The organism is Pseudomonas sp. CBC3 (assembly GCF_037967085.1).
Classification (GTDB): Bacteria; Pseudomonadota; Gammaproteobacteria; order Pseudomonadales; family Pseudomonadaceae; genus Stutzerimonas.
The window spans coordinates 1-22164 of record NZ_JBANEO010000003.1 but is presented as its reverse complement, the minus strand read 5'-3'; the positions used below and the strand labels follow the sequence as shown (position 1 = coordinate 22164).

20 protein-coding genes, 2 rRNA genes and 1 pseudogene are annotated in these 22164 nt (G+C 62.0%); 11 read left to right on the top strand and 12 right to left on the bottom strand.

All coding sequences use genetic code 11. The features are described from left to right. The first annotated feature begins 129 nt into the window (after nt 1-129). Together V6943_RS12600 and V6943_RS12595 are read left to right on the top strand one after the other, a co-directional pair. Complete coding sequence (locus V6943_RS12600; RefSeq protein ID WP_197445871.1) at nt 130-924, top strand: DUF899 domain-containing protein; 795 nt, start codon at nt 130-132, stop codon at nt 922-924. A 255-nt stretch (nt 925-1179) separates the two neighbouring features. Then, the gene (locus V6943_RS12595) at nt 1180-2979 is read left to right on the top strand and encodes a thiamine pyrophosphate-requiring protein (RefSeq protein WP_340553775.1); all 1800 of its coding nucleotides are present in this window, start codon (nt 1180-1182) and stop codon (nt 2977-2979) included. 128 nt (nt 2980-3107) lie between these two features. Here the strand turns inward: V6943_RS12595 and V6943_RS12590 are convergent, their stop codons facing one another. After that, entirely contained in the window at nt 3108-3374 is a 267-nt protein-coding gene (locus V6943_RS12590) for a PepSY domain-containing protein (RefSeq protein ID WP_181105152.1), read from the bottom strand. A 162-nt stretch (nt 3375-3536) separates the two neighbouring features. Beyond that, entirely contained in the window at nt 3537-3896 is a 360-nt protein-coding gene (locus V6943_RS12585; protein WP_181105154.1) for a copper-binding protein, read from the bottom strand. Nucleotides 3897-4055: 159 nt separating this feature from the next. Between V6943_RS12585 and V6943_RS12580 the strand changes: the two genes are divergently transcribed. The 4 genes from V6943_RS12580 to V6943_RS12565 are packed head-to-tail and all read left to right on the top strand — an operon-like array spanning nt 4056 to nt 6659. Then, entirely contained in the window at nt 4056-4364 is a 309-nt protein-coding gene (locus tag V6943_RS12580) for a PepSY domain-containing protein (protein ID WP_181105156.1), read from the top strand. Next, nucleotides 4364-4669 (top strand): PepSY domain-containing protein, encoded by a 306-nt coding sequence (locus V6943_RS12575; RefSeq protein ID WP_340553772.1) that lies wholly within the window; start codon nt 4364-4366, stop codon nt 4667-4669. The genes V6943_RS12580 and V6943_RS12575 overlap by 1 nt, the downstream gene beginning before the upstream one ends. Then, complete coding sequence (locus tag V6943_RS12570; RefSeq protein WP_340553771.1) at nt 4669-5334, top strand: response regulator transcription factor; 666 nt, start codon at nt 4669-4671, stop codon at nt 5332-5334. Before V6943_RS12575 ends, V6943_RS12570 begins: the two co-directional genes overlap by 1 nt. Continuing rightward, on the top strand, nt 5331-6659 hold the full coding sequence (locus tag V6943_RS12565; RefSeq protein WP_340553769.1) for a sensor histidine kinase: 1329 nt from the start codon (nt 5331-5333) through the stop codon (nt 6657-6659). Before V6943_RS12570 ends, V6943_RS12565 begins: the two co-directional genes overlap by 4 nt. A gap of 34 nt (nt 6660-6693) precedes the next feature. Here V6943_RS12565 and V6943_RS12560 read toward each other — a convergent pair whose 3' ends face one another. Beyond that, nucleotides 6694-6909 (bottom strand): hypothetical protein, encoded by a 216-nt coding sequence (locus tag V6943_RS12560; RefSeq protein WP_131650928.1) that lies wholly within the window; start codon nt 6907-6909, stop codon nt 6694-6696. 230 nt (nt 6910-7139) lie between these two features. Beyond that, nucleotides 7140-7454, bottom strand: coding sequence for a hypothetical protein (locus V6943_RS12555; protein ID WP_340553767.1), 315 nt, complete (start codon nt 7452-7454; stop codon nt 7140-7142). Between the two features lie 517 nt (nt 7455-7971). Here V6943_RS12555 and V6943_RS12550 point away from each other — a divergent pair. Then, entirely contained in the window at nt 7972-9204 is a 1233-nt protein-coding gene (locus tag V6943_RS12550) for an exonuclease SbcCD subunit D C-terminal domain-containing protein (RefSeq protein ID WP_340553765.1), read from the top strand. Next, nucleotides 9201-12848: an AAA family ATPase gene (locus tag V6943_RS12545; protein ID WP_340553764.1), complete on the top strand. Its 3648-nt coding sequence runs from the start codon at nt 9201-9203 to the stop codon at nt 12846-12848. The genes V6943_RS12550 and V6943_RS12545 overlap by 4 nt, the downstream gene beginning before the upstream one ends. Before the next feature lie 50 nt (nt 12849-12898). Here the strand turns inward: V6943_RS12545 and V6943_RS12540 are convergent, their stop codons facing one another. Next, entirely contained in the window at nt 12899-13429 is a 531-nt protein-coding gene (locus V6943_RS12540) for a cytochrome b (RefSeq protein WP_340553762.1), read from the bottom strand. A gap of 309 nt (nt 13430-13738) precedes the next feature. Here V6943_RS12540 and V6943_RS12535 point away from each other — a divergent pair. Further along, nucleotides 13739-14505, top strand: a pseudogene (locus tag V6943_RS12535) (phytanoyl-CoA dioxygenase family protein). A gap of 106 nt (nt 14506-14611) precedes the next feature. On the opposite strand, the gene V6943_RS12530 reads toward V6943_RS12535, so the two are convergent. The 3 genes from V6943_RS12530 to V6943_RS12520 form a co-directional block, all read right to left on the bottom strand. After that, entirely contained in the window at nt 14612-15157 is a 546-nt protein-coding gene (locus tag V6943_RS12530; RefSeq protein ID WP_340553761.1) for an ankyrin repeat domain-containing protein, read from the bottom strand. Between the two features lie 80 nt (nt 15158-15237). Then, nucleotides 15238-16782 carry a catalase gene (locus V6943_RS12525; protein ID WP_340553759.1) on the bottom strand — a complete coding sequence of 515 codons (1545 nt, stop codon included), beginning with the start codon at nt 16780-16782 and terminating at the stop codon, nt 15238-15240. Nucleotides 16783-16946: 164 nt separating this feature from the next. Continuing rightward, nucleotides 16947-17627, bottom strand: a complete 681-nt coding sequence (locus V6943_RS12520; RefSeq protein ID WP_340553757.1) for a c-type cytochrome — start codon at nt 17625-17627, stop codon at nt 16947-16949. A gap of 297 nt (nt 17628-17924) precedes the next feature. Here V6943_RS12520 and V6943_RS12515 point away from each other — a divergent pair, with 297 nt between their 5' ends. After that, complete coding sequence (locus tag V6943_RS12515) at nt 17925-18407, top strand: acyl-CoA thioesterase (RefSeq protein WP_131650936.1); 483 nt, start codon at nt 17925-17927, stop codon at nt 18405-18407. Nucleotides 18408-18562: 155 nt separating this feature from the next. Continuing rightward, nucleotides 18563-18904: a zinc ribbon domain-containing protein YjdM gene (locus V6943_RS12510; RefSeq protein WP_340553755.1), complete on the top strand. Its 342-nt coding sequence runs from the start codon at nt 18563-18565 to the stop codon at nt 18902-18904. Nucleotides 18905-19047: 143 nt separating this feature from the next. Here the strand turns inward: V6943_RS12510 and speA are convergent, their stop codons facing one another. The 4 genes from speA to V6943_RS12490 all read right to left on the bottom strand — a co-directional run. Then, complete coding sequence (gene speA, locus V6943_RS12505) at nt 19048-20961, bottom strand: arginine decarboxylase (protein ID WP_131650938.1); 1914 nt, start codon at nt 20959-20961, stop codon at nt 19048-19050. A 116-nt stretch (nt 20962-21077) separates the two neighbouring features. Beyond that, complete coding sequence (locus tag V6943_RS12500; protein ID WP_340553753.1) at nt 21078-21449, bottom strand: translation initiation factor Sui1; 372 nt, start codon at nt 21447-21449, stop codon at nt 21078-21080. 331 nt (nt 21450-21780) lie between these two features. Further along, nucleotides 21781-21896 (bottom strand): 5S ribosomal RNA (rrf, locus tag V6943_RS12495). Nucleotides 21897-22052: 156 nt separating this feature from the next. Beyond that, nucleotides 22053-22164, bottom strand: a 23S ribosomal RNA gene (locus V6943_RS12490); the annotation flags it as partial.

The window sequence follows — 22164 nt, the reverse complement described above, 5'->3', positions numbered from 1 at the left end:
CTCCGACATCGATGTCCGACCAACTTGATTAGCCACAGCTGTCGATTTGTATCGCTACCAGTCGACCATTCGAGAGCGCATCGAAATCATCGATGGCCAGTTCACTCGTCCCGCAACCGGAGGCCCACGATGCACAACCATCCGATCGTTTCCCGCCAGCAGTGGCTGGCCGCCCATACCGCGCATCTGCTCAAGGAAAAGCAGGTCACTCATCAACGCGAGGCGCTCGCCGCCGCCCGTCGCGAATTGCCCTGGGCGCTGGTGGACAAGCACTACGCGTTTCAGGACGCAAGCGGCCCGGTAGGTTTGGACGAACTATTCGAGGGTCGCAGCCAACTGATCATCAAGCACTTCATGTTCGGCCCCGACTGGCAGGAAGGCTGTGTGGGTTGCTCGTTCGAGATGGATCACCTGCAGGGCACGCTGGTGCACCTGGCCAACCACGATGTCAGCGTCGTCGCCGTGTCGCGGGCGCCTTTTGCCACGCTCGACGCGTTCCGCCAACGGATGGGCTGGCCGATCCGTTGGGTATCGTCTGCCGGCAGCGATTTCAATCGCGACTTCCACGTCTCGTTCGATCCCGAGGACATCGTCGACGGCAAGGTCTTTTACAACTACAGATGGGAGCCGTTCGTCTGTGAGGAGCTGTCGGGTTTCAGTGTGTTCTATCGCGACGAGGATGGGCGCATCTTCCATACCTTTTCGGCTTACGGGCGCGGTGCGGAGGAGTTGCTGGGTAGCTATGTGCTACTCGACATGACACCCAATGGCCGCAGCGAGAACGGGCCGCAACACAATCTGACCGATTGGGTTCGCCATCATGATCGCTACGGCAGCGGCGACACCGTCGATATTACCGGACGAGCCCGACCAGGTGATGCCACCGCCTCTGCCGGCTGTTGCCATCAGGTAGACCCTCAGTGAGCCAGTGGAAGCATCGTGGACCGGGCCGGACGGTGCTCCGCTTCAATCTCACAGAGAGCGACGCCGAAGCAACACCGGTGGGCTGAAGCCCACCCTACGGCGATGCATGACAAGCTGAGGCATGGTGGCCGGCCCGCCCTGCAACGCTGAAGCCGGCGAACCCTGGCGGGGTCGCCCTGTCCAGACAAGAACACCCAGCGCCGAGGCCCCGTCCCGGCTGCCCGGCCGTTTCCAGTCAAATCAGGCGAGATACCCATGGCAATGACAGTTGGCGACTATCTGATCGAACGTCTCTACCAATGGGGCGTTCGTCGCATCTATGGCTATCCCGGCGATGGCATCAACGGCGTATTCGGCGCGCTCAACCGTGCCAACGGGAAGATCCGTTTCCTCCAGGCGCGGCACGAAGAGATGGCCGCATTCATGGCCTCGGCTGACGCAAAGTTCAATGGCGGTCTCGGGGTTTGCATCGCCACCTCTGGTCCGGGCGCGACGCATCTGCTGACAGGGCTCTACGATGCGCGCATGGACCACATGCCGGTGTTGGCGATCGCCGGGCAACAGGCGCGCACGGCCATGGGCGCGCACTATCAGCAAGAAGTCGATCTGGCGTCGATGTTCAAGGACGTCGCCGGCGCATTCGTGCAGCAGGCCAGCGCACCGGCTCAGGTCAGACATCTGGTCGACCGGGCGATTCGCACAGCGGTAGGTCAGCGCACGGTCACTGCGATCATCCTGCCCAACGACCTGCAAGAGATGGAGTACAGCGAGCCGCCACGGGCTCACGGCGCAGTGCATTCCGGCATCGGCTATACGCGGCCCAAGGTGGTGCCCTACGAGGTTGATCTCATACATGCCGCTGAAGTGCTCAACGCCGGCGAGAAAGTAGCGATCCTGGTTGGTGCCGGTGCGCTGAATGCCACCGATGAAGTCATTGCGGTAGCGGAAAAGCTCGGTGCCGGCGTTGCCAAGGCGCTGCTGGGCAAGGCGGCGATACCGGACGATCTGCCCTGGGTCACCGGCTCCATCGGCCTGCTCGGCACCGAGCCGAGCTACAAGCTGATGACCGAATGCGACACCTTGCTGATGATCGGTTCGGGCTTCCCCTATTCCGAGTTCCTGCCCGAGGAAGGCCAAGCGCGCGGAGTGCAGATCGACCTCAAGGCCGACATGCTGAGCATTCGCTATCCAATGGAAGTGAACCTGCATGGCGACTCGGCCGAAACCTTGCGTGCGCTGTTGCCGCTGCTTCAACAAAAGGCCGAGCGCACATGGCGAGACGAGATCGAGAAATGGCGCGCCGACTGGGACGAAACCCTGAAAAAACGCGCCATGGTCGCGGCCGACCCGATCAACCCGCAGCGCGTCGCCTTCGAGCTATCGCCGCGCCTACCAGACGCGGCTATCGTCACCAGCGACTCGGGCTCCTGCGCTAACTGGTACGCGCGTGACGTCAAGCTGCGGCGCGGCATGATGGGTTCGCTGTCCGGCGGGCTGGCCTCAATGGGCGCGGCGGTGCCCTACGCCATTGCGGCCAAGTTCTGCCATCCGGACCGTTCGGTAGTGGCCATGGTGGGCGATGGCGCGATGCAGATGAACAACATGGCCGAACTGATCACCGTCGCCAAATACTGGAAGGAATGGCAGAACCCGCAATGGATCTGCTGCGTGTTCAACAACGAAGATCTCAATCAGGTGACTTGGGAACAGCGGGCAATGGAAGGCGATCCGAAATTCGAAGCCTCGCAGAACATCCCCAACGTGCCGTACTACCGCTTCGCCGAATCGATCGGCCTGAAGGGGATCTACGTCGACCGTGAGGACCAGGTCGCCGCCGCCTGGGATGAAGCCTTCGCTGCTGACAGGCCGGTGCTGATCGAATTCAAGACCGACCCCGACGTGCCGCCGTTACCTCCGCACATCAAGCTGGAGCAGGCGAAGAAATTCGTCACCACGCTGCTGCATGGCGACCCGAACCAGCGCGGCATCATCAAACAGTCGGTCAAGCAGGTGCTGAGCAAGGTGATGCCGGGGCAGGACAAGGATAAGGAGTGAACCTATGCTGGACGCCGCATGGCGCTGAGCAATGCGGCACGGCAAATGGATACTGATCAGAAGGAGCTGTACCGCTCGCCGTTCCCTTGGTCAATCGGCCCGCCGCCGGGCGCAGCGGGCCGCTGCGATCAATCTTCCCTGTCGTGGGTCATTTCCCCAGTCTTGCCATCCATCTTGAATTCCCAGGTTTTGCCGTCGGCCTTGGTGCCTTCGCCTTCCCAGGAATTGTTATCGGCATCGATCGAATGGAGCATGGTGTAGCCGGCAGCCTTGGCTTTTTCCACGGCCTGTTCGAGCGTGATCCAGTCAGCGCCCGGCTTGTCCGCCAGCGCGACCCCGCTGGCGCCTCCGAGAATGGCGATGGCAAGAGCTGCGGTCAGTTTCTTGTGATACATGAGCGTGATCCTCGTGATGATTCATCGATGCGAGCCGCAACCAAAGCTGTGTGAAAGCTACTGCGCTTTCACACAGCTGGTAACGCGGCCCCTGTTGAATACGAGGTCCGCAGTCAGCAAAGGGTTCCTTACAGCCCGTCTGCCATGGGCGACGAGACTGTGTCAGCGCTTGTCGATGGAGACGATAGCTGCCTCGTCGCCCTCGCTTTGAAAGCCGATCCGGACCGCATCGCCCACAGCCAGACCCTCGAGCTGTTCCGGCCTGACTTGAAAACCCATAGTCGAAGCCGGCCACTTCAGCGCCGGGACCGGACCATGGGCGATGGTCACCACGCCTCGCTCGCGATCCATGGCCTCGATCGTGCCGGTGGCGCGCATGACCGGTTCTGAGACCATTTCGGTGGCGGGTCCGGCGTCAATATCCGGCGATTGCGCCGGCGTTGCGGGTTTGAGCAAATCCTCCGCCAGCGCCGGCTGGACGAGCAGCGCCAGGCTTAGCGTGACGCAATGAAGCGGCTTCATGACAGACCTCCCGAAACAGGTGGACGTACGCGCATTGGACAATCGGCCCGCATCTATTGCTGCTAGCGAATGTGTTTTCGCCGGGCGCGCTCGTTCAGCTTGGCGTAAGCCGCGGCTCGTAACCTGTGAATCGTCAAAACCCACACAGGAAAACGAAACATGAAAACACTGACTACGCTGATCACTGCCGCCACCCTCGCCCTCGGCGCCAACCTGGCCATGGCCCGCGACCTCGGCCCGGACGAAGCGCTCAAGCTGCGCGATGCCGGCACCATCCAGTCGTTCGAGAAGCTCAACGAAGCCGCACTGGCCAAGCACCCCGGCTCTACCATCGAAGAAACCGAGCTGGAAGAGGAATACGGCCGCCACATCTATCAGCTTGAATTGCGCGACGACAAAGGTGTGCAATGGGACATGGAACTCGACGCCAAGACCGGCGAAGTACTCAAGGACCATCAGGACGACTAATGCGTGCCACCCTCTTCCTAGCGACTCCCTTGGCTCTGCTGCTCGCCGCCACCCCGGCGGCGAGTCGCGACCTCGATCAGGACGAAGCCCTGCGGCTACGCCGCGAGGGGCTGATCATGCCGCTCGAAGCGCTCTTGCAGCGCGCCATGGAGCGCTATCCGGGAGCCCGGCTGCTGGAAGCCGAGCTGGAGGAAGATGACGGCATCTATATTTATGAAATCGAATTGCTGACCACCAACGGCATCGCTCGCGAGTTGGAAATCGACGCGCGCGATGGCCGTCTGATCAAGGATGAAGAGGACTGATGCGCCTGCTACTGGTTGAAGACAGTGTGCCACTGGCAGACGAACTGATCGCCAGCCTCACCCGCCAGGGCTATGCCACCGACTGGCTGGCCGATGGCCGCGACGCCGATTACCAAGGCAGCAGCGAACCCTATGACCTGATCGTTCTGGACCTCGGCCTGCCCGGCAAGCCGGGGCTCGAAGTCTTGCGTGCCTGGCGCGCGTGCGGCTTGGCGACGCCAGTGCTGATCCTCACCGCCCGCGATTCCTGGGCCGAACGCATCGAGGGGCTGAAAGCCGGCGCCGACGATTACCTGACCAAGCCCTTCCACCCCGAAGAATTGCTGCTGCGCATCCAGGCGCTGTTGCGCCGCGCCCACGGTGTGGCCAACCAGCCGCTGTTGCAGGTGGGTGGGCTGGCGTTGGACGAAGCACGCCAGCGCTGCAGCAAGAACGGCGAGGACATCGACCTGACCGCCGGCGAGTTTCGCCTGTTGCGCTATTTCATGCTGCATCCCGGTCAGCTGTTGTCCAAAACCCAACTGGCCGAGCATTTGTACGACGGTGAAACCGAGCGCGACTCCAATGTCATCGAGGTGCACGTCAACCGCCTGCGCGGCAAGCTCGGCCGCGAGCTGATCGAAACCCGTCGTGGACAGGGCTATCGCTTCGGCGGCGCGTCTTGAAGTCGATTCAGCGCAGCCTCAGCCTCGGGCTGGTTTGCGCCCTGCTGCTAGTCGGCCTGCTGCTGGTGCAAAGCAGTCTGTGGCTGTTCGAGGCGGGTTTGCGGCGCAACCTGGCGACCGATCTGCGCGAAGAAACCGAAGGCCTGCTGATCGCGGTAGTCCAGGGCACCGAGGGCTTCAAGCTGGACTCGAGTAGGCTGAACCCACGTTATCAGCGGGCGTTTTCCGGTCACTATTTCCGCATCGAACTGCCCGAGCGCAGCTGGCGATCGCGCTCGCTGTGGGACGCCGAACCGGCCTGGCCGACGCGCAACGGCTTAGCCAGCGACCTGGTGGATGGCCCGCAGGAGCAGCGGCTGCTGGCCTACCGCGCCGAATATCGCCGCGACGGCCAACGCATCGTCATCAGCGTCGCGCGCGACTACACGCCGATCCTCAAAAGCTTCGCTCAGGTTCGGCTGGGCGGGCTGGGGCTGATCGTCGTGGCGCTGCTGGCGTTCTTGCTGTTGCAACGCTACGCCGTGAAGCACGCCATGCGTCCGCTGGAACGGGCGCGCCAGCAGATCGCGCAGCTGCAGCAGGGCCAGCGCCAGCAACTGGATATCCAGGCGCCAATCGAACTGCAGCCGCTGGTGGAACAGATCAATCACCTGCTGGCACACACCGACGACACCCTCAAGCGCTCCCGGCACGCCCTGGGCAATCTGGGCCACGCGTTGAAGACACCGCTGGCGGTGCTCGGCAGCCTCACCCAGCGCGAGGAGCTGGCAGCCCATCCGCGACTGCAACAGGACCTGACGGAACAATTGGCGCAGATCCAGCAGCGCGTCTCCCGCGAGCTGGGCCGCGCCCGTCTGGCCGGCGAGGTGTTACCCGGCGCCTACTTCGATTGCCGCGAAGAACTCGCGCCGCTATTCGAAACGCTGAAGATGATCCACCGCCGTGATCTCAATCTGCATTGGCAAACACATCCGGATTGCCGCCTTCCCTGGGACCGCGAGGACATGCTCGAATTGCTCGGCAACCTCTTGGACAACGCCTGCAAATTCGCTCGCTCGGAGGTGCTGCTGAGCATCGATCAGATGCCGGATGGCTATCTCATTCAGGTGGAGGACGACGGGCCTGGAATCCCTGCCGACCGCCGCGAAGCGGTACTGGAGCGCGGCACTCGCCTGGATGAGCGTGCCGAAGGGCATGGTCTGGGGCTTGGTATCGTGCGGGATATTCTGACGGCCTGGAACGGCCGGCTATCGTTGGAGCAGAGCGAGCTAGGTGGGTTGCGTGCATGCATCCATCTGCCGACGCAGCAGCGTGGGCGAGGCTAACCGGGAATTTAAGAACAGCCGATGAATCGGGGAATCACTGCGCGCGGGCCAGCTCGTTGCGCATGTCTTCCAGAATGGTTTCGACCAATAGACCGTTTTGTACCTGCCGACCCGAGACCATTCGAATGGCTTCGGTGCCGTTGATGGGATAGCCGATGCGGACGACCAGATAGCCATCGTCCTGCGGTTCTACACGGGTTTTGTAGTCGGGAGGGAAATGATCGGCAAGGTGACGGGACAGGGTTTTCATGGATGCCTCAAGCGCTGGGTCTGACACAAAGACCCAGCAATGCGAGAGGAGATTCCGACCGCTCATCGGATGACCGTCTGTCGACAAGAAACTGTAACGTTCAGCAGCCGTTCAGGCGCGGTTCTGCCACTACGCTGCCATCGGGACGGCCTCCTTTGAGGCGATGACCGATGTGGCTCGGCTGGATTGAAGCGCGACGTGAATATCGGTAGGTTCGCGCGCACGTCGGGTTAGGCATCGAGACGCACGGATGCTGTTTTATGGTTGAGGCTATAGCGGCGCAGCGGCTGCCGAATCTGCATTAAGTTAAAGGTGAATGTATTGATGAGCCCGCCATACAGCATCGCGCTCCGTAGCGAGGGTGTTCGCAGGAATGAAGCTGCTGACGAAATGGTGATGGCGGTGCGGGCTTCTTTATATGGCGCCGCGCTTTCCTCGGCACGACCTACAGGTTGCGCCTTGCACGGCGCGTCACTTTTTCTTGAATGGCCAAGAAAAAGTAACCAAAAAGAAGGCCACCCCGACATCCGGGTTTTGCTTCGCAAAACTTCCCTCGCTCCGGCGTTGCTCCGGGGGTCGTCACGATGGGATGTCCCTGTCCCATCGCTCCTCGCTCGGCGTCCATGCCTCGCGCGCGCCTACGCAACGCCTGTGCTCGGCCTCCTGAAGGGGATTCGAGACCGAGTCGCCTGTAAGCCTTCAAGCAAAAGCTTCGCTTTGTTTCCTTCCACACAACCTGACAGACGACGCGAACCGCCCCTTTCAGAAGGCCGAATAGAGTTCTCGTGCAGGGCAGCGAGCGGCATGGATGCCGCGAGAGGCGTAATGGGCCAGGGATGGCCCATGTACGCCGGCGCCCGAAACGAGGACGGAATGAGGGAAGTCGAGCGCAGCGAACCGGGGACGCCTAGTCCGGATGCAGGGGCAAGCGTTTTTGCTTACTTTTTTCGCGTTTGAAAAAAGTGAGTCGCCCAGCAGGGCGAAACCAATGCTCAAGCCCCCAACAGCAATGGGCCAAAACCGGAAAGTCCGAAGTCACCTATCAAAAGAAACCCAAAGCCCATGCGCCTGATCCACACCTCCGACTGGCACCTCGGCCAGACCCTCCACGGCCAGGACCGCGACTACGAACACACCCAGTTCCTCGTCTGGCTGCTCGACCAGCTCGTCGCCCACCAAATCGACGCTCTGCTCATCGCCGGCGATGTCTTCGACACGGTCAACCCGCCACTCAAGGCCCAGGAGCGCCTGTACGACTTCATCGTTCGCGCCCATGAGAAGCTGCCGCAGCTGGACATCGTGATGATCGCCGGCAACCACGATTCCGGCGGGCGCATCGAACTGCCGGCACCGCTGATGAAGCGCTTGAACGCCCACGCCGTCGGCCGAATCAGTTGGGTCGCAGAAGGCCAGCTCGATCACGAACGACTGCGCGTGCCGCTACACGACACCAACGGCCAGGTCGCCGCCTGGTGCCTCACCCTGCCCTTCCTGCGCCCGGCAGAAGTCACCGGCTTCGATACCGGCGATGACTACATGGCCGGCATCCGCCATGTCCACCAACACCTGATCGTCGCCGCCGAAGCCGCGCGCCAGCCCGGCCAGGCGCTGATCGCCATGAGCCACGCGCACATGGCGGGCGGCGCGGTGTCGGAGGAATCCGAGCGCAGCATCGTCATCGGCAATGCCGAGGCGCTGCCGGCCAGCCTGTTCCCAGAAGCCATCGCCTATGTCGCACTCGGCCATCTGCACAAGCCGCAGCAGGTCGCCGGCCAGGCGCGCATCCGTTACAGCGGCTCGCCGCTGCCGCTGTCGTTCGCCGAGGTGAATTATCCGCATCAGGTGCTGCTGGCTGAATTCGAGGGCGATCGCCTTGAAAACATCGAAAGCCTGCCGGTCCCGCGCGCCGTGGAGATGATCCGCATCGGTCGCGCGCCGCTGGCCGAAGTGATCACCGCGCTGGAGGCACTGCCTCAGGTCGGCCTGTTCAGCGAAAACCTGCCCTGGCTGGAAGTCCGAGTGCAGCTGGATGAGCCGCTGCCCGATCTGCGCGTGCGCATCGAGGCCGCGCTCACCGGCAAGGCCGCGCGGCTGGTGCGCATCGCCAGCGAATACGCCGGCAGGCGCGGCGAGGCGGATTCCGAAGTGCTGCTCGGCCTCGACCAGATCACCCCGCAGGAACTCTTCACTCGCGCCTGGGAAGAACAGTTCGGCAACCCGCCGGATGAACAAGCGCTGGACGACTTTGCCAGCCTGCTACAGACCGTGGAGTTCGGCGAAGGAGACGGCAGATGAAAATCCTCGCCATCCGCCTGAAGAATCTCGCCTCGCTCGCTGGCGAGCAGATCATTGACTTCACCGCCGAGCCGCTGGCCAGCGCGGGTCTGTTCGCCATCACCGGGCCGACCGGCGCGGGCAAGAGCACCATTCTCGATGCCCTGTGCCTGGCACTGTTCGGCAGCACGCCGCGCTTGGACAGCGTCTCTCCGCTGAACAAGGTGCCTGATGTCGACGCCGAAATCGGCGGTGGCGACGAACGCAACCTGCTGCGCCGCGGTTGCGGCAGTGGCCATGCCGAGGTGGATTTCATCGGCGTCGACGGCCACCGCTACCGTGCGCGCTGGGAGGTCAAGCGCGCACGCGAGAAAGTCGACGGCCGCCTGCAGGCCAGCAGCCAGAGCCTTACAGATCTGGACAGCGGACAGTTGCTGGCCAGCGGCAAGAAGCGCGAATTCCGTGAACTGCTCGAAGCCCGCCTGGGTTTGAACCTGGCGCAATTCACCCGCGCCGTACTGCTGGCACAGAGCGAATTCGCCGCCTTCCTCAAGGCCGACGACAACGAGCGCGGCACCCTGCTGGAGAAGCTCACCGACACCGGCCTCTACAGTCGCCTCGGCCAGGCCGCCTTCGAAGCGGCCAAGCGCGCCCGCGAAGCGCTGGCCCAGCTGCAACAGCAAGCCGGCGGCGTGCAGCCGCTGGAGCCCGAGGCACGCCAGGCGCTGGAGAACCAGCACAGCCAGCAGACGATGGAACTGAAAAGCCTGCAGCAGCAGCTCAAGGCACTGGAACAGCAACGTCAGTGGCTGACTGAGCTGCGACGCCTGGAAAACGAACACAGCGTCGCGCGCACACAGTTGCAGGAGGCCGAAGACGAGCAGGAGCGCCTCGCCGACGCTCGGCGCATCCTCGCCTTGTTCGAGCAGCTGGCGCCGCAGCGCCACCGTTTCATCCGCGCGAGCGAACTCCCGTCGTTGCTGGCAAAGACCGACGGGACCCTCGCCCACCACGACCGCGAACACGCTGAAGTACAGCGCCGCCTCGCTGAGCTGGAGCAGACCTGCCGTGTCGCGACCGAGACACTTGAAGTGGCCGAACAGGCACTCAAGTCCGCCGAACCAGCGCTCGCCCAGGCGCGGCGTGAAGAAGAACGGCTCAGCCACCTCGGTAATGATCTGCGTGAAGCTCGTGAGCAAGCCGAGCAGACTGAAGCCGCCACCCAGGCTGGGGCACTGAAACTCACCCAGCTGCACCAGCAGCAGAAACACGCCGCCCAGCAGCTCGACGCCCTCGGTGAACAGCTCGCCCGCAGCGCCGAGCTGCAACCACTGTGCGCGGCCTGGAACGGCTACCGCCCGCGCCTGCAACAGGCCGTGCAGATCGCCGCCCGTTTGCGCCAGGGCCGCGCGGAACTGCCGGCGCTGGAAGCCGCCGCCCGCACCGCCGAAACAGCCCAGGCGACCACGCGCCAGGCACTCGATGCGTTGCAGGCGCAGATCGGCGGTGAGACCAGCGAGCAACTGGCTCAGCTTACGACGCAGCTTGAGGGCTGGCGCGCAGCCGAGCGCGAGTTCGAAACCCTGCAGCGTCTCTGGTCGCGCCAGCAGCAGCTCGTCGCTCAGCAGCGCAGCCTGCAAAGCGAACAGAGCCGCCAGCAAGGCGAACTCGAGACGCTGACCCAGGCCGGCAAGGTCGCCCGCAACGAACGCGACGATGCGCAAAAGGCACTGCAGTTGGTGCAGGCTCTGCTGGAACGCCAGCGTCTGGCCCGTAGCGCCAATGTCGAGGCCCTGCGCGCCGCGCTGGTACCGGGCGAGCCGTGCAACGTCTGCGGCAGCCTCGAGCATCCCTGGCACGACGGTCAGGCTCTGCTCGCCGCTCTGGATCAGCAGGACGAGCGCGAAGCCGAGCAGGCCCAACGGCAACTGCAGGCCCAGGATGAACGGCTACAGACGTTGCGCGACCAACACGTTGCATTGACTGGCGAGATCAAACGGAACGCGCAGCGCCTTACGGAAATCACCGAGGAACTGGCCCAGCTCCAGCCGCAACTGGCCGCCCTATCCGCCCACGCCGACCTGCTGACCCTGGCGGAAACGGATCGCCAGCCCTGGCTCGACACCCGGCTGGCCACGCTCAAAACGGATACTGCCGCCGCCATCGCCCGACAGCGCGAACTGCTCTCACTGCAGCAACGCAGCGAAGCCCTGCGACAGGACTGGCAGCGCACGCAGGAAATCTGCGCGCAGACCAACCAGGCGCGCGACCAGCAGCGCGACGCTATCGCCCGTGACGACGCAAGGCTCAACGAGGAGCTGGCCGAGTTCGCCAGCCTGGTGCCTGCCGCGCAGCTCGAGCGCTGGCGCGAGGCGCCCGCCGAAGCCTTCATGCAGCTCGACGGCCAGGTCGAGGCCCGTCGACAGCAACTTGAGCAGCAAACGGAGCTGACCGAAGTACGGCAGCAATGCCAGACCGCGCTGGAGCACGAGCAGCTGCAACAGCACCATCGCCGCGAACGGCACCAGGCTTGCGCCGAACGCCTGGCCGATCTACAGACACGGGAACAGGCCTGCAGCCGGAGCCTGCGCCAAAGCTTGGGCCTGCAACCCAGCGCTCAGGCCTGGCAGCAGCAGCTGGAACAGGCGATCCAGAACGCTCGCCAGCAGCAGGCCGAGGTCGACCGGCAACTGAACGAGGCCCGACTTGAACTCACCCGCCTGGCTGGCGAGCAGCAGAACTGCCGCCAGCGCCGCGACGAGTTGCTGGCCGAACGCCGTGAACTGGACGAAGAACTCGCAACCTGGCGCAGCGCCCATCCCGAGCTGGACGACGCGGCTCTCGCCCAACTGCTGCACATGGATGACGCCCTGCTCGAAGAAGCGCGCCAGCGCCTGCGCGACAACAGCGAACAGCTCGCCCGCTGCCGCGAGCGTCTGGAAGGCTGCGGGCAGCGAATCGCCGCGCATCAACAGCAGCCCGCCGAGATGCTGGATGCCGATACCCTGGAGCAGCAATTCGCTGCGCAGCAGGCCAGCTGCGACCAGGCCGAACGCCACTGCGCCGAAACCCGCGCCGCGCTGCTCGATGACGACCGGCGGCGCAATCAGAGCCTGGCCCTGCTCGAACAGATAGAGGCGGCCACGGCCGAACACCAGCGCTGGGGCCGCATCGCCGCGCTGATAGGCTCAAGCGACGGCGGCGCCTTCCGCAAGATCGCCCAGGGCTACAACCTCGACCTGCTGGTGCAGCACGCTAACGTCCAGCTGCGCCAACTGGCCCGGCGTTATCGCTTAAAGCGCGGCGGTAGTCCGCTGGGGCTGCTGGTGATGGATACCGAGATGGGCGACGAGCTGCGCTCGGTGCATTCGCTTTCGGGCGGGGAAACCTTCCTCGTTTCACTGGCGCTGGCACTGGGCCTCGCCTCGATGGCGTCGAGCAAACTCCGGATCGAGTCGCTGTTCATCGATGAAGGCTTCGGCAGCCTCGATCCCGAGTCACTGCAGATCGCCATGGACGCGCTGGATTCGTTGCAGGCCCTGGGGCGTAAGGTCGCAGTGATCTCTCACGTCGCGGAAATGCACGAACGCATTCCGGTGCAAATCCAGGTGCAGCGTCACGGCAACGGGCAGAGCGGGCTGCGGATCGTGGGCGGGGCCGGCTGAGCAGCCTGCGTGTAAAGAAGCGGGATCGGCGGCGTGCCGATCCCGGCCGGTCAACGCACTAACGGCAACATGCCCTTGAGCACATCATCGCGCCGTACGTAGTGATGCCAGAGGGCAACGGCGGCATGGCCGAGGATCATCGCGAAGAGTACGTATTGGCCGAGGAGATGAACGTCCTTCGCAACGCTACGAATGTCCGATGAGAACGGTAGCGGTCCGATCTCTACCAGCCAGAACAGGTTGATCGGCTTGCTGCCGAACAGCAGGCCGGAAATCGGCATTATTAACAGCAACAGATAAAGCAGGCCGTGCCCGGCCTTGGCCGCGAACTGTTGCGCCGAAGACTGCTGGGGTTCGAGCTGTTGCGGGGGAACCTTGCGGCCGCGATAGAACAAGCGCAGCAGTGTTAACGCCAGCACCAGCACTCCCAGCGACTTGTGCAGAGTAAATACGTTGCCCTTGCCGCCGAGTAGCGATGCGAAATAATCCGCGCCGTAAGGCAACGCAATGATTGCTAGCACCAGCAAGGCGCTGAACCAATGGAACAGGATCTGTATGGGGGTGAAACGTGCGGTAGTCATCCAGGCCTCGTGAGCATGCCAAGCGCATCGATGTGCGACGGGGAAAAAGCGCGGCGATTTTCGCTCAAATGCCGGAAAGACCCAAGCCAGAGCGGTGTCGCGATGTAACCAGAATGATTTTGTGCTAAAGCGAACCCGCGGACGCCGCTTGTGGCCACGCCCCGAAGTTCGCACAAGAAAGGATGTAGCCAGCGCGCCGCTTGTGGCAGCACACCTGCCGCGACGACAGGTCATCGCGAACAGGAGCAGCATACGAACCCAAGCTTTCAGCAAACTGTCGATAGCCCAAACAGCACCGAATCCGTCGCCATGCCGCGAACCCGCCCCGCCGCCGAACATCTGTGTGCCATGAACGTGCAAGGCTTCGTGCTGCTGCGCGGCATTTTGCAACCGCAGCAGATCGAAGACGTACGTGCCGCCATCGACCGCCTGGAGCCGATCCACTGGGATTACCAGGGATTGGTGGACGACCATTACAAATGTGTGTTCAACCGCGATCCGTTCTGGCTGGATTATCTAGATCTACCGGACGTCATCGAGCTGGCCGAAGCCTGCCTCGGCGCGGACTGCCATGTGATCGGCCAGACCGCCTGGCGCAGCCATCCAGGCTTCGTCGGCGGCGAGCTGCACGCCGATTACCTGGCGATGGAACTGCCGGAAAACCTGCTGGCCGACCCGGCCTTCGAGCTGCCGATGCAAGTCTGCACTGCACACCTGTACCTGGACGACATCAATGCCGACCTCTGCCCAACGCTGGTCGTCCCTGGCAGCCATCGCGCCGGACACAAGCCGCATCCAGGAGAAACGAAACCGACTGGCACGGACGCAACGCCGAGCCGGTACTGTGCGAAGCCGGCGACGTGCTGTTTTTTCGCAGCGATCTCTGGCACGCCGGCAGCCGCAACCGCACCACCGACCGCAGCCGCTACCTGCTGCAGGTGCACTACGGCCGGCGAATGGTGGCGCAAAAGTTCTCGCCCTACCTGCATTTCGCGTTCAACCCCGAGGTGCTGGCCGCCGCGACGCCACGCCAGCGACGTCTGCTGGGCGAGCATGAGGCTTCTGAATACGATTGAATCGCCCTTTCGCTCGAAAGCCGTAGGGCCGAACTTGTTCGGCCTTCTCGATCTGCGGCCGAATAAATTCGGCCCTACGAATTGCGCACTCTAATAAGCCTGGCGCTCATCGTGTGCGAATCTCGCCGCGCGCCAGGCTCTCCACGCTGTTGCCAAGCGGGTCTGTAGCGTCGAGATCAGCACCGCGTTCGCGCAAGGCGTCGAGCAGCGTCTCGCGCTGGAATAGCGCGGCGTACATGGCCGGCGTCTGGCCGGCGGCGTTGCGCTGGTCCGGGTTGCACTCGGTGGCCAGCAGGCGCTTGGCGATGCGCAGCTCGCCCTTGAAGATCGCGCCCATCAGGGCGGTGTTGCCGCGTTCGTCCTCGGCGCAGGCATCCGCACCGGCCGCAAGCAGCTGCTCCACGGTGTCCGCATGGCCGTTATAGGCGGCGAGGATCAAGGCCGTATAGCCCTTTTCGTCGGCAGTGTTCAGGTCGAGCCCCGCCTGGATGAATTCGTCGAGGATCGGGCTATCGCCGTGCCTCGCGGCATCGAAGAAATAATCGCGCAACTGGGCGTGTACCTGTTCGGCGTCCGCCGCGACGGGCTCGCCCTGCGCCAGTGCATATCCACTGCCCAGCCAGAGGGTAGCCAGCAGAATCAGGTTTTTCATTGCGTTTCTCTTCATACGAGAAGCCCGCGGCAGACGCCATGGGCCGGGGAATGGCCGGCTGCGTGGGCCGGCCGGGTGCATCAGTCTTCCAGCTCGGCGGCCAGCGCCTTGACCTTCTGCAGGTCGCCCTTGGCCACCTTGGTCAGGCCTTCGCCGTACTCGGCATCAGCCTTGTAGAAGTACGACAGCAGGTGATGGCGCGCTTCCTCGTCGGTCTTGGCCAGTTCTCCACCGAGGGTAGCGATCAGGTCTTTCTGCTCCTTGCGGGTGAAGGAACGGAACAGTTCACCGGTCTGCTTGAAGTCTTGCGTGCGGTAGATCGGCGCCTGCTGAGTGGTACCCGAGAGCTCCAGCTGGCTGTAGAGGCCACGCGACTCTTCTTCACGGCTCAGACGACGGCTCGGCTGGTAGTTCACGCTGGTGGTGGTCTTGCCGCCGTTGAGCTGGCCATCCTGGTTGCCGTTGTTGACCGGCGCTTTGGGCTGGTTGATCGGCAGGCTCATGTGGTTGGCACCGATGCGGTACATCTGGGTATCGGCATAGGCGAACAGACGGCCTTGCAGCAGTCGGTCCTCGGAGGGCTCGATGCCAGGAACCAAGTTGGACGGTGCCATGGCGACCTGCTCGGTCTCTTGGAAGACGTTGTCCGGGTTCTTGTTCAGCACCATGGTGCCGATCTTCTTCGAGGGCACCAGCGCCTCGGGCCAGATCTTGGTGGCATCCAGTGGATCGAACTCGAACTTGGCCAGTTCTTCCGGCTTGACTACCTGCAGGTACAGGTCCCACTTCGGATAGTCGCCGTTGTCGATGGCGGTGATCAGGTCGCGGGTCATGTGGCTGTAGTCACGGCCCTGGGTTTCCTGCACCTGCTTGGGATCAAGGTTCTTGATGCCCTGCTGCGATTTCCAGGCGAACTTGACGTAGTGCACCTGGCCTTCGTCGTTGATCAGCTTGTAGGAATGCACGCTGCTGCCGTCCATGAAGCGGTAGCCGGCCGGCGTACCGTAGTTGGAGTACAGGCGGGTCAGGGTCTGGATGGATTCGGGGTGGTAGGACAGGAAATCCATCCGACGGCTGTCGTCGTCCAGGTTGGTGCGCGGGTCGGTCTTGAACGCGTGGACCATGTCCGGGAACTTGATGGCGTCGCGGATGAAGAAGGTCGGGAAGTTGTTGCCGACCAGATCCCAGTTGCCATCAGCGGTGTAGAACTTGGTGGCGAAGCCGCGTGGGTCGCGCAGGGTTTCCGGCGAGTGACTGTTGTTGGTCACTGCGGAGAAGCGCACAAATACCGGCGTGGTGGCGCCTTTGTCGAAGACCTTGGCGATGGTCAGGTCGGAAATGTCGGCGGTGGAGGTGAATTCACCGTGGGCGCCGGTACCGCGGGCATGGACCACACGCTCCGGCACGCGCTCGCGGTCGAAGCGCTGCAATTTCTGCAGCAGTTGCACGTCCTGCAGCAGCACTGGACCGTTCGGGCCGGCAGTCTGGGAGTTCTGGTTATTGCCAACTTGCGCACCGTTGTCGCGGGTCAGTGGAGCTGCATGGGCGGATAGTGACAGCAGGCTCGCGCAAAGCGCGCCCACTAGCGCGCGGGCAGGCAAGGCGCCTGGCAGGTAACGATTCATCTAGTCGTCCTCTTCTCATTTTGGATTGCGTCTGGGACGCGGCGAGGAGACTAGTGGCAGGCGCTGCGCCGCCGAAATTGAATAAGCGAAGCGGCGCGATAGGGAAATTCTGGTTGTTTCGCAAGCGCAGGCGGTTCAGGCTCGCAACGCAACGTAAAACAAGATCAATGCACGTCCATACCCAGTAGCTGCGCGCTGGCTTGCTGCTCTTGCCTTTCGCTCAGCTGCAGCTGCGTCAGATAGGCAGCCAGGGACTCTATTTCCGCCTCAGACAGTTTGTCGGCGATGCCGATCATCACCGAACCCGCACGGCTTGGCTCGTGGTTACGAAAACGCGTCAGCGCGGTGCGGATGTACTCGGCGGACTGGCCGGCCAGGCGCGGCATGGTCTCTCGACCTTCGGCATGTTCGCCATGGCAGCCGGTACAGGTGCGCTGGAAAAGTGTCGCACCCTGCTGAACCAGCGCCGCATCGCCTGCAGTCGCAGCAGGTACGACCTTCTGCTGGCTGAAATAGACGGCGATGTTGACCCGGTCTTCGAGCGTCAGATTCTTCGCCAGCTTCGACATCACGTAATCGATACGCTCACCATTTGCGAACTTCTCGAACGACTGGAACAGGTAAACCGGGTTCTGCGAGGCCAGATTCGGAATGTGCGGCCGCTTGCTATTGCCGTCCTCACCGTGGCAGTAGCCGCAGAATAGGGCGCGCTCCTGACCGGCTGCATAAGCCTGCTGGCGCCGCTCGGTATCGGCCATCAGGTAGTTGAAGCGCTCCATCGCCGTCTCGTTGGAATGAGCAAATGAAGCGAAGCAGCTGAGCATCAGAACGGCGATAAAGCGCATGCGAGAAGTCCGGCACGGTGAACAGAAACTTGAATGCCGGGACTATAAGGAGAAAAACAGACGCGATACTGGCGCAAATCAATAAAGCATCACACTACGAGTCTGGAGCGTGAGCACTTTGAAATTGCCTACAACACCAGTCGACCGAAAGAGCCACCAGGAACTGCATCTAATGCTGCGCGCTATTGCCACATTGACCCCTTGAACAAAAACTGGAGGCAACAAAGCAAGCAATGCACACAGCCGCTTCGTATTCGACTAAAGTAGCGCCCCTTTTCGCCAGGATGAGCCGCGCACATGCTTGATGGACATGCCGAACTGACCATGACCGTATTGATGACCCCGGACAAGGCCAACTTCTCCGGCAACGTCCATGGCGGCACGCTGCTGAAGTACCTCGACGAAGTCGCCTATGCCTGCGCCAGCCGTTACGCCGGGCAGTATGTGGTGACCCTGTCGGTGGACCAGGTCAATTTCCGCCAGCCTGTACATGTCGGCGAGCTGGTGACTTTTCTCGCCTCGGTCAACTACGTCGGTACCACTTCGATGGAAATCGGCATCAAGGTCGTCACCGAAGACATTCGGCAAAAGACGGTTCGCCACACCAACAGCTGCTTCTTCACCATGGTCGCGGTCGGTGAGGATGGCCGCCCGGCCAGCGTTCCCCCTCTACAGCCGCAAACGCCGGACCAAAAGCGCCGCTTCGCCCAGGCCCAGCAACGCCGGCAAATCCGCCGCGAGCTGGAAGAGCGCTACCGTGCGATCAAGGACGACTACTGAGTTCAGTTCGCCTCATAAGGGCCACTCCGTCGCGCTCAGATGGCGGAGTCGGCACGCTTTCAAAATACCACCCTGGCGATCAGTGCTGCGTCCGCGCCTGATGGAATAAACCTTATACACTTCGCGGCTTTCCCTTTGCCAGTAGAGGACTCGCCGTGAGCGCTTTACCACCCTGCCCCCAATGCGGCTCTGAATACACCTATGAAGACGGCCAGTTGCTGGTCTGTCCAGAATGCGCGCACGAGTGGTCGGCCGGCGCAGCGGAGAGCGCTAGCGACGACCAAAAGGTAATCAAGGATTCGGTGGGCAATCCCCTGCAGGACGGCGATACCATCACCGTCATCAAGGACCTCAAGGTCAAAGGTTCATCGCTGGTGGTAAAGGTCGGCACCAAGGTCAAGAACATCCGTCTGGTCGACGGCGATCATGATATCGATTGCAAGATCGAAGGCATCGGGGCGATGAAGCTGAAGTCGGAATTTGTTCGTAAGGTTTAGAGCAAAGCCGAAAGCTTCGCCGTGAGGGGCGGGCCTTCTAAAATCGATGCGGTATGCACTTTTGGCTTTGGCTCTCGGCGCGATGCTTTGGGCCTTGCCGGCAGGTCTACGGCCCGCTTTAAGCCAAAGCGGGCCCCTACAGCTCAAGGCGTGAGATAAGACGAGCGCGTCAGCCCCAGTCGCAGCGCGTCGATGTACTGGGTGCGCTCCTTGGCGCTGAGCCGGGCGCTGGAAACCTTGTCACGGTAGTAAGTCATCAGCTCCTCTGGCGACAGGTGCACGTAGCGCAGCATGTCCTCGATGGTGTCGTGGGTCTCGATACCGGCGTGGTAATAGCTGCCATCTTCGCGCTGGTAGACGTTCACCGAATCGGTGTCGCCGAACAGGTTGTGCATGTCGCCTAGAATTTCCTGGTAGGCACCGACCAGGAAGACGCCAAGGAAATACTCCTCCCCCGCCTGGATCTCATGCACCGGCATACTGTTCTCGATGCTCTGCTCGTCGACGTAGTGCTTGATTTTACCGTCCGAGTCGCAGGTCAGGTCCTGCAGCACGGCACGGCGCACCGGCTCCTCGCTCAGACGCTGTAGCGGCACGATCGGCAGAATCTGGTCGATCGCCCAGGTATCCGGCAGGCTCTGGAATACCGAAAAATTGCAGATGTACTTGTCCGCCAGCTTGTCGTTCAGCTCGTCGAGTACGGCACGATGGGAACGCTGGCGCGCCTTCAGCTGGTTGTACAGGCGACGGCAGATAGCGAAGTAGCTCTGCTCGGCTAATGCCTTCTGCGCCAGCGACAGCTTGCCGGACGCATACTGAGCTGCGGCCTCGCTAATGTAGTGAGTGGCGCGCCAATAGGTTTCGGTAACCATCTCCGGATCGGTCGGCCCGAGCAGATCGGCCAACGACTGGACGATATCGGGCAGCTCGTCGTAGTTCTCGATGGTCGGCGCCTCATCGTTGTGGCGCTCGAAGTCGGTCACCTGCATCACCAGCACAGCGTGGTGCGCAGTCATCGCCCGGCCACTTTCGGAGAAGATATGCGGATGCGGCAGCTCCTGCCGGTCGCAGAACTCCTTGAGCATGCCGACCACGGTGCCGGCGTATTCGTCGATGTCGTAGTTGATCGAGCTGGCATTACGCGAATGAGTGCCGTCGTAATCGACCCCCAAACCGCCGCCGACATCGATATGGTCGACCGGCAAGCCCAGCGCGCGCAGCTCGGCGTAATAACGAATGGCTTCCCGGAAACCTTCGCGGTAATCGGCTAGGTTGGCGATCTGCGAGCCCATGTGGAAATGCAGCAACCGCACTCCCTGCTCGACGCCCGCGGCGCGGAAGCGCTCGATGACAGTCAACAGCTGAGCCGCCGATAAACCGAACTTGGACTTTTCACCGCCAGTGTCGGCCCACTTGCTTGAGGCCAGCGAGGACAGCCGCACGCGCAAACCAACCTGCGGAACGAGCTTCAGCTCGGCGGCTTCTTCGATGACCAGCCCTACTTCGGACATTTTCTCGATGACGATGAAGACGTTGTGTCCCAGCTTCTGCCCCATCAGCGCCAGCCGAATGAATTCACGGTCCTTGTAGCCGTTGCAGACGATGGTGCCACCTTTAGGCGCCAGTGCTAGTACCGCCATCAGCTCAGGCTTGGAGCCGGCCTCCAGGCCGATAGCGACGTTCTGCGTGGCGATAATGTTCTCCACTACCGCCTCCTGCTGATTGACCTTGATCGGATACAGCGCGGTGTACTTGCTCTGGTATTCGAGGCGCTCGATGTTGGCATCGAAGGCGCCAGTCAAACGACGCACACGGTCCTGCAGAATATCGGGGAAGCGCACCAACAGCGGTAGTGTCAAACCGGCGTCACGTAACTGCTCGATCAGGCCGGTAAATTCGATGGGCTCTCCGCTTGGCCCCTGCGGACGTACTTCGACATGGCCCTCGTCACTGATCGAAAAGTAACCGGCACCCCAGTGACGAATCCCGTAAACGCTACGGCTATCCGCTGCGGTCCATTGGCTGCCGTCATCTTTACGTGTGCGTCGTACGGGCATCTAGGCCTCCTGATATGAGATTACCTACCGAGCGTAGAGCACGGCAGAAAGCTATCCGATTGGACAGCCGGTGCGCCAAGTAATAAGCACAAAATTTGATTAGTCGGATATCGAACTCAGCCGCCGGATTTTTTGGCCGTGAATCCGCGCTTGATCAGCTCATCTAGCAGCAGTTGAACATGATCGCCCTGAATCTCGATGATCCCGTCCTTGAGCGCGCCGCCAGTACCGCAACGGCGCTTGAGCGCGCTGGCGAGTTCCTTGAGCTCCGCTTCCGCAAGGGGCACGCCAGCAACAGTCGTCACGGTCTTGCCGCCGCGCCCTTTGATCTCCCGACGCACGCGGGCGATACCATCACCTTCAGGAATCGTCTGCTGCTTGCAGATACAGGCATCCAACGGCTGATTGCAATCGGGGCAATGACGTCCTGCGTCTGTGGAAAACACCAGCCCGCCAAGACCGGAGAACGATGTGGTTTTCTTGGCCACGCGAACCTCTTGAACAAAAACCGCAGCCCCAACACACCGAGACCGCCAGAGTTCGTCAATTTAGCAGTAATTGCATTTCTCTCGAAGGATTGCTCGCGTCATTATCGGTGAACAGATTGAAACAGTGGAACGATTTCTCAAGCATTCCGAACGATCAGTACCTGCTAAGCGAACCTTTTCAAACTCGATCTTGGGGCTGGACCTAGGGCGTCGGCATGGCTGGTGACGTTTCGCAGGCTTTGCACAGAGCCGCGTCTAACAGCTTAATAATTTCTCTGGCGCAAAGACAAACCCCCGACCTTCTTACGAGGGTCGGGGGTTTGGTGTAGAAGCTTGACGATGACCTACTCTCACATGGGGAGACCCCACACTACCATCGGCGATGCGTCGTTTCACTGCTGAGTTCGGGATGGGATCAGGTGGTTCCAACGCTCTATGGTCGTCAAGCAATTCGGTTGCTGCCTCGGGATTTAGCCGCTGCAGCGAATCGGGCATGTGATGGTGTTGCTGTGTTTTGGTTCGCTTTGCGAGCGATGCGTCTTTTCGGTTTGTTTGTCGACTTCAACCGTCTGACACGCAAACATCAAATTGTTTGGGTGTTATATGGTCAAGCCTCACGGGCAATTAGTATGGGTTAGCTCAACGCCTCACAACGCTTACACACCCCACCTATCAACGTCGTAGTCTTCGACGGCCCTTCAGGGAGCTCAAGGCT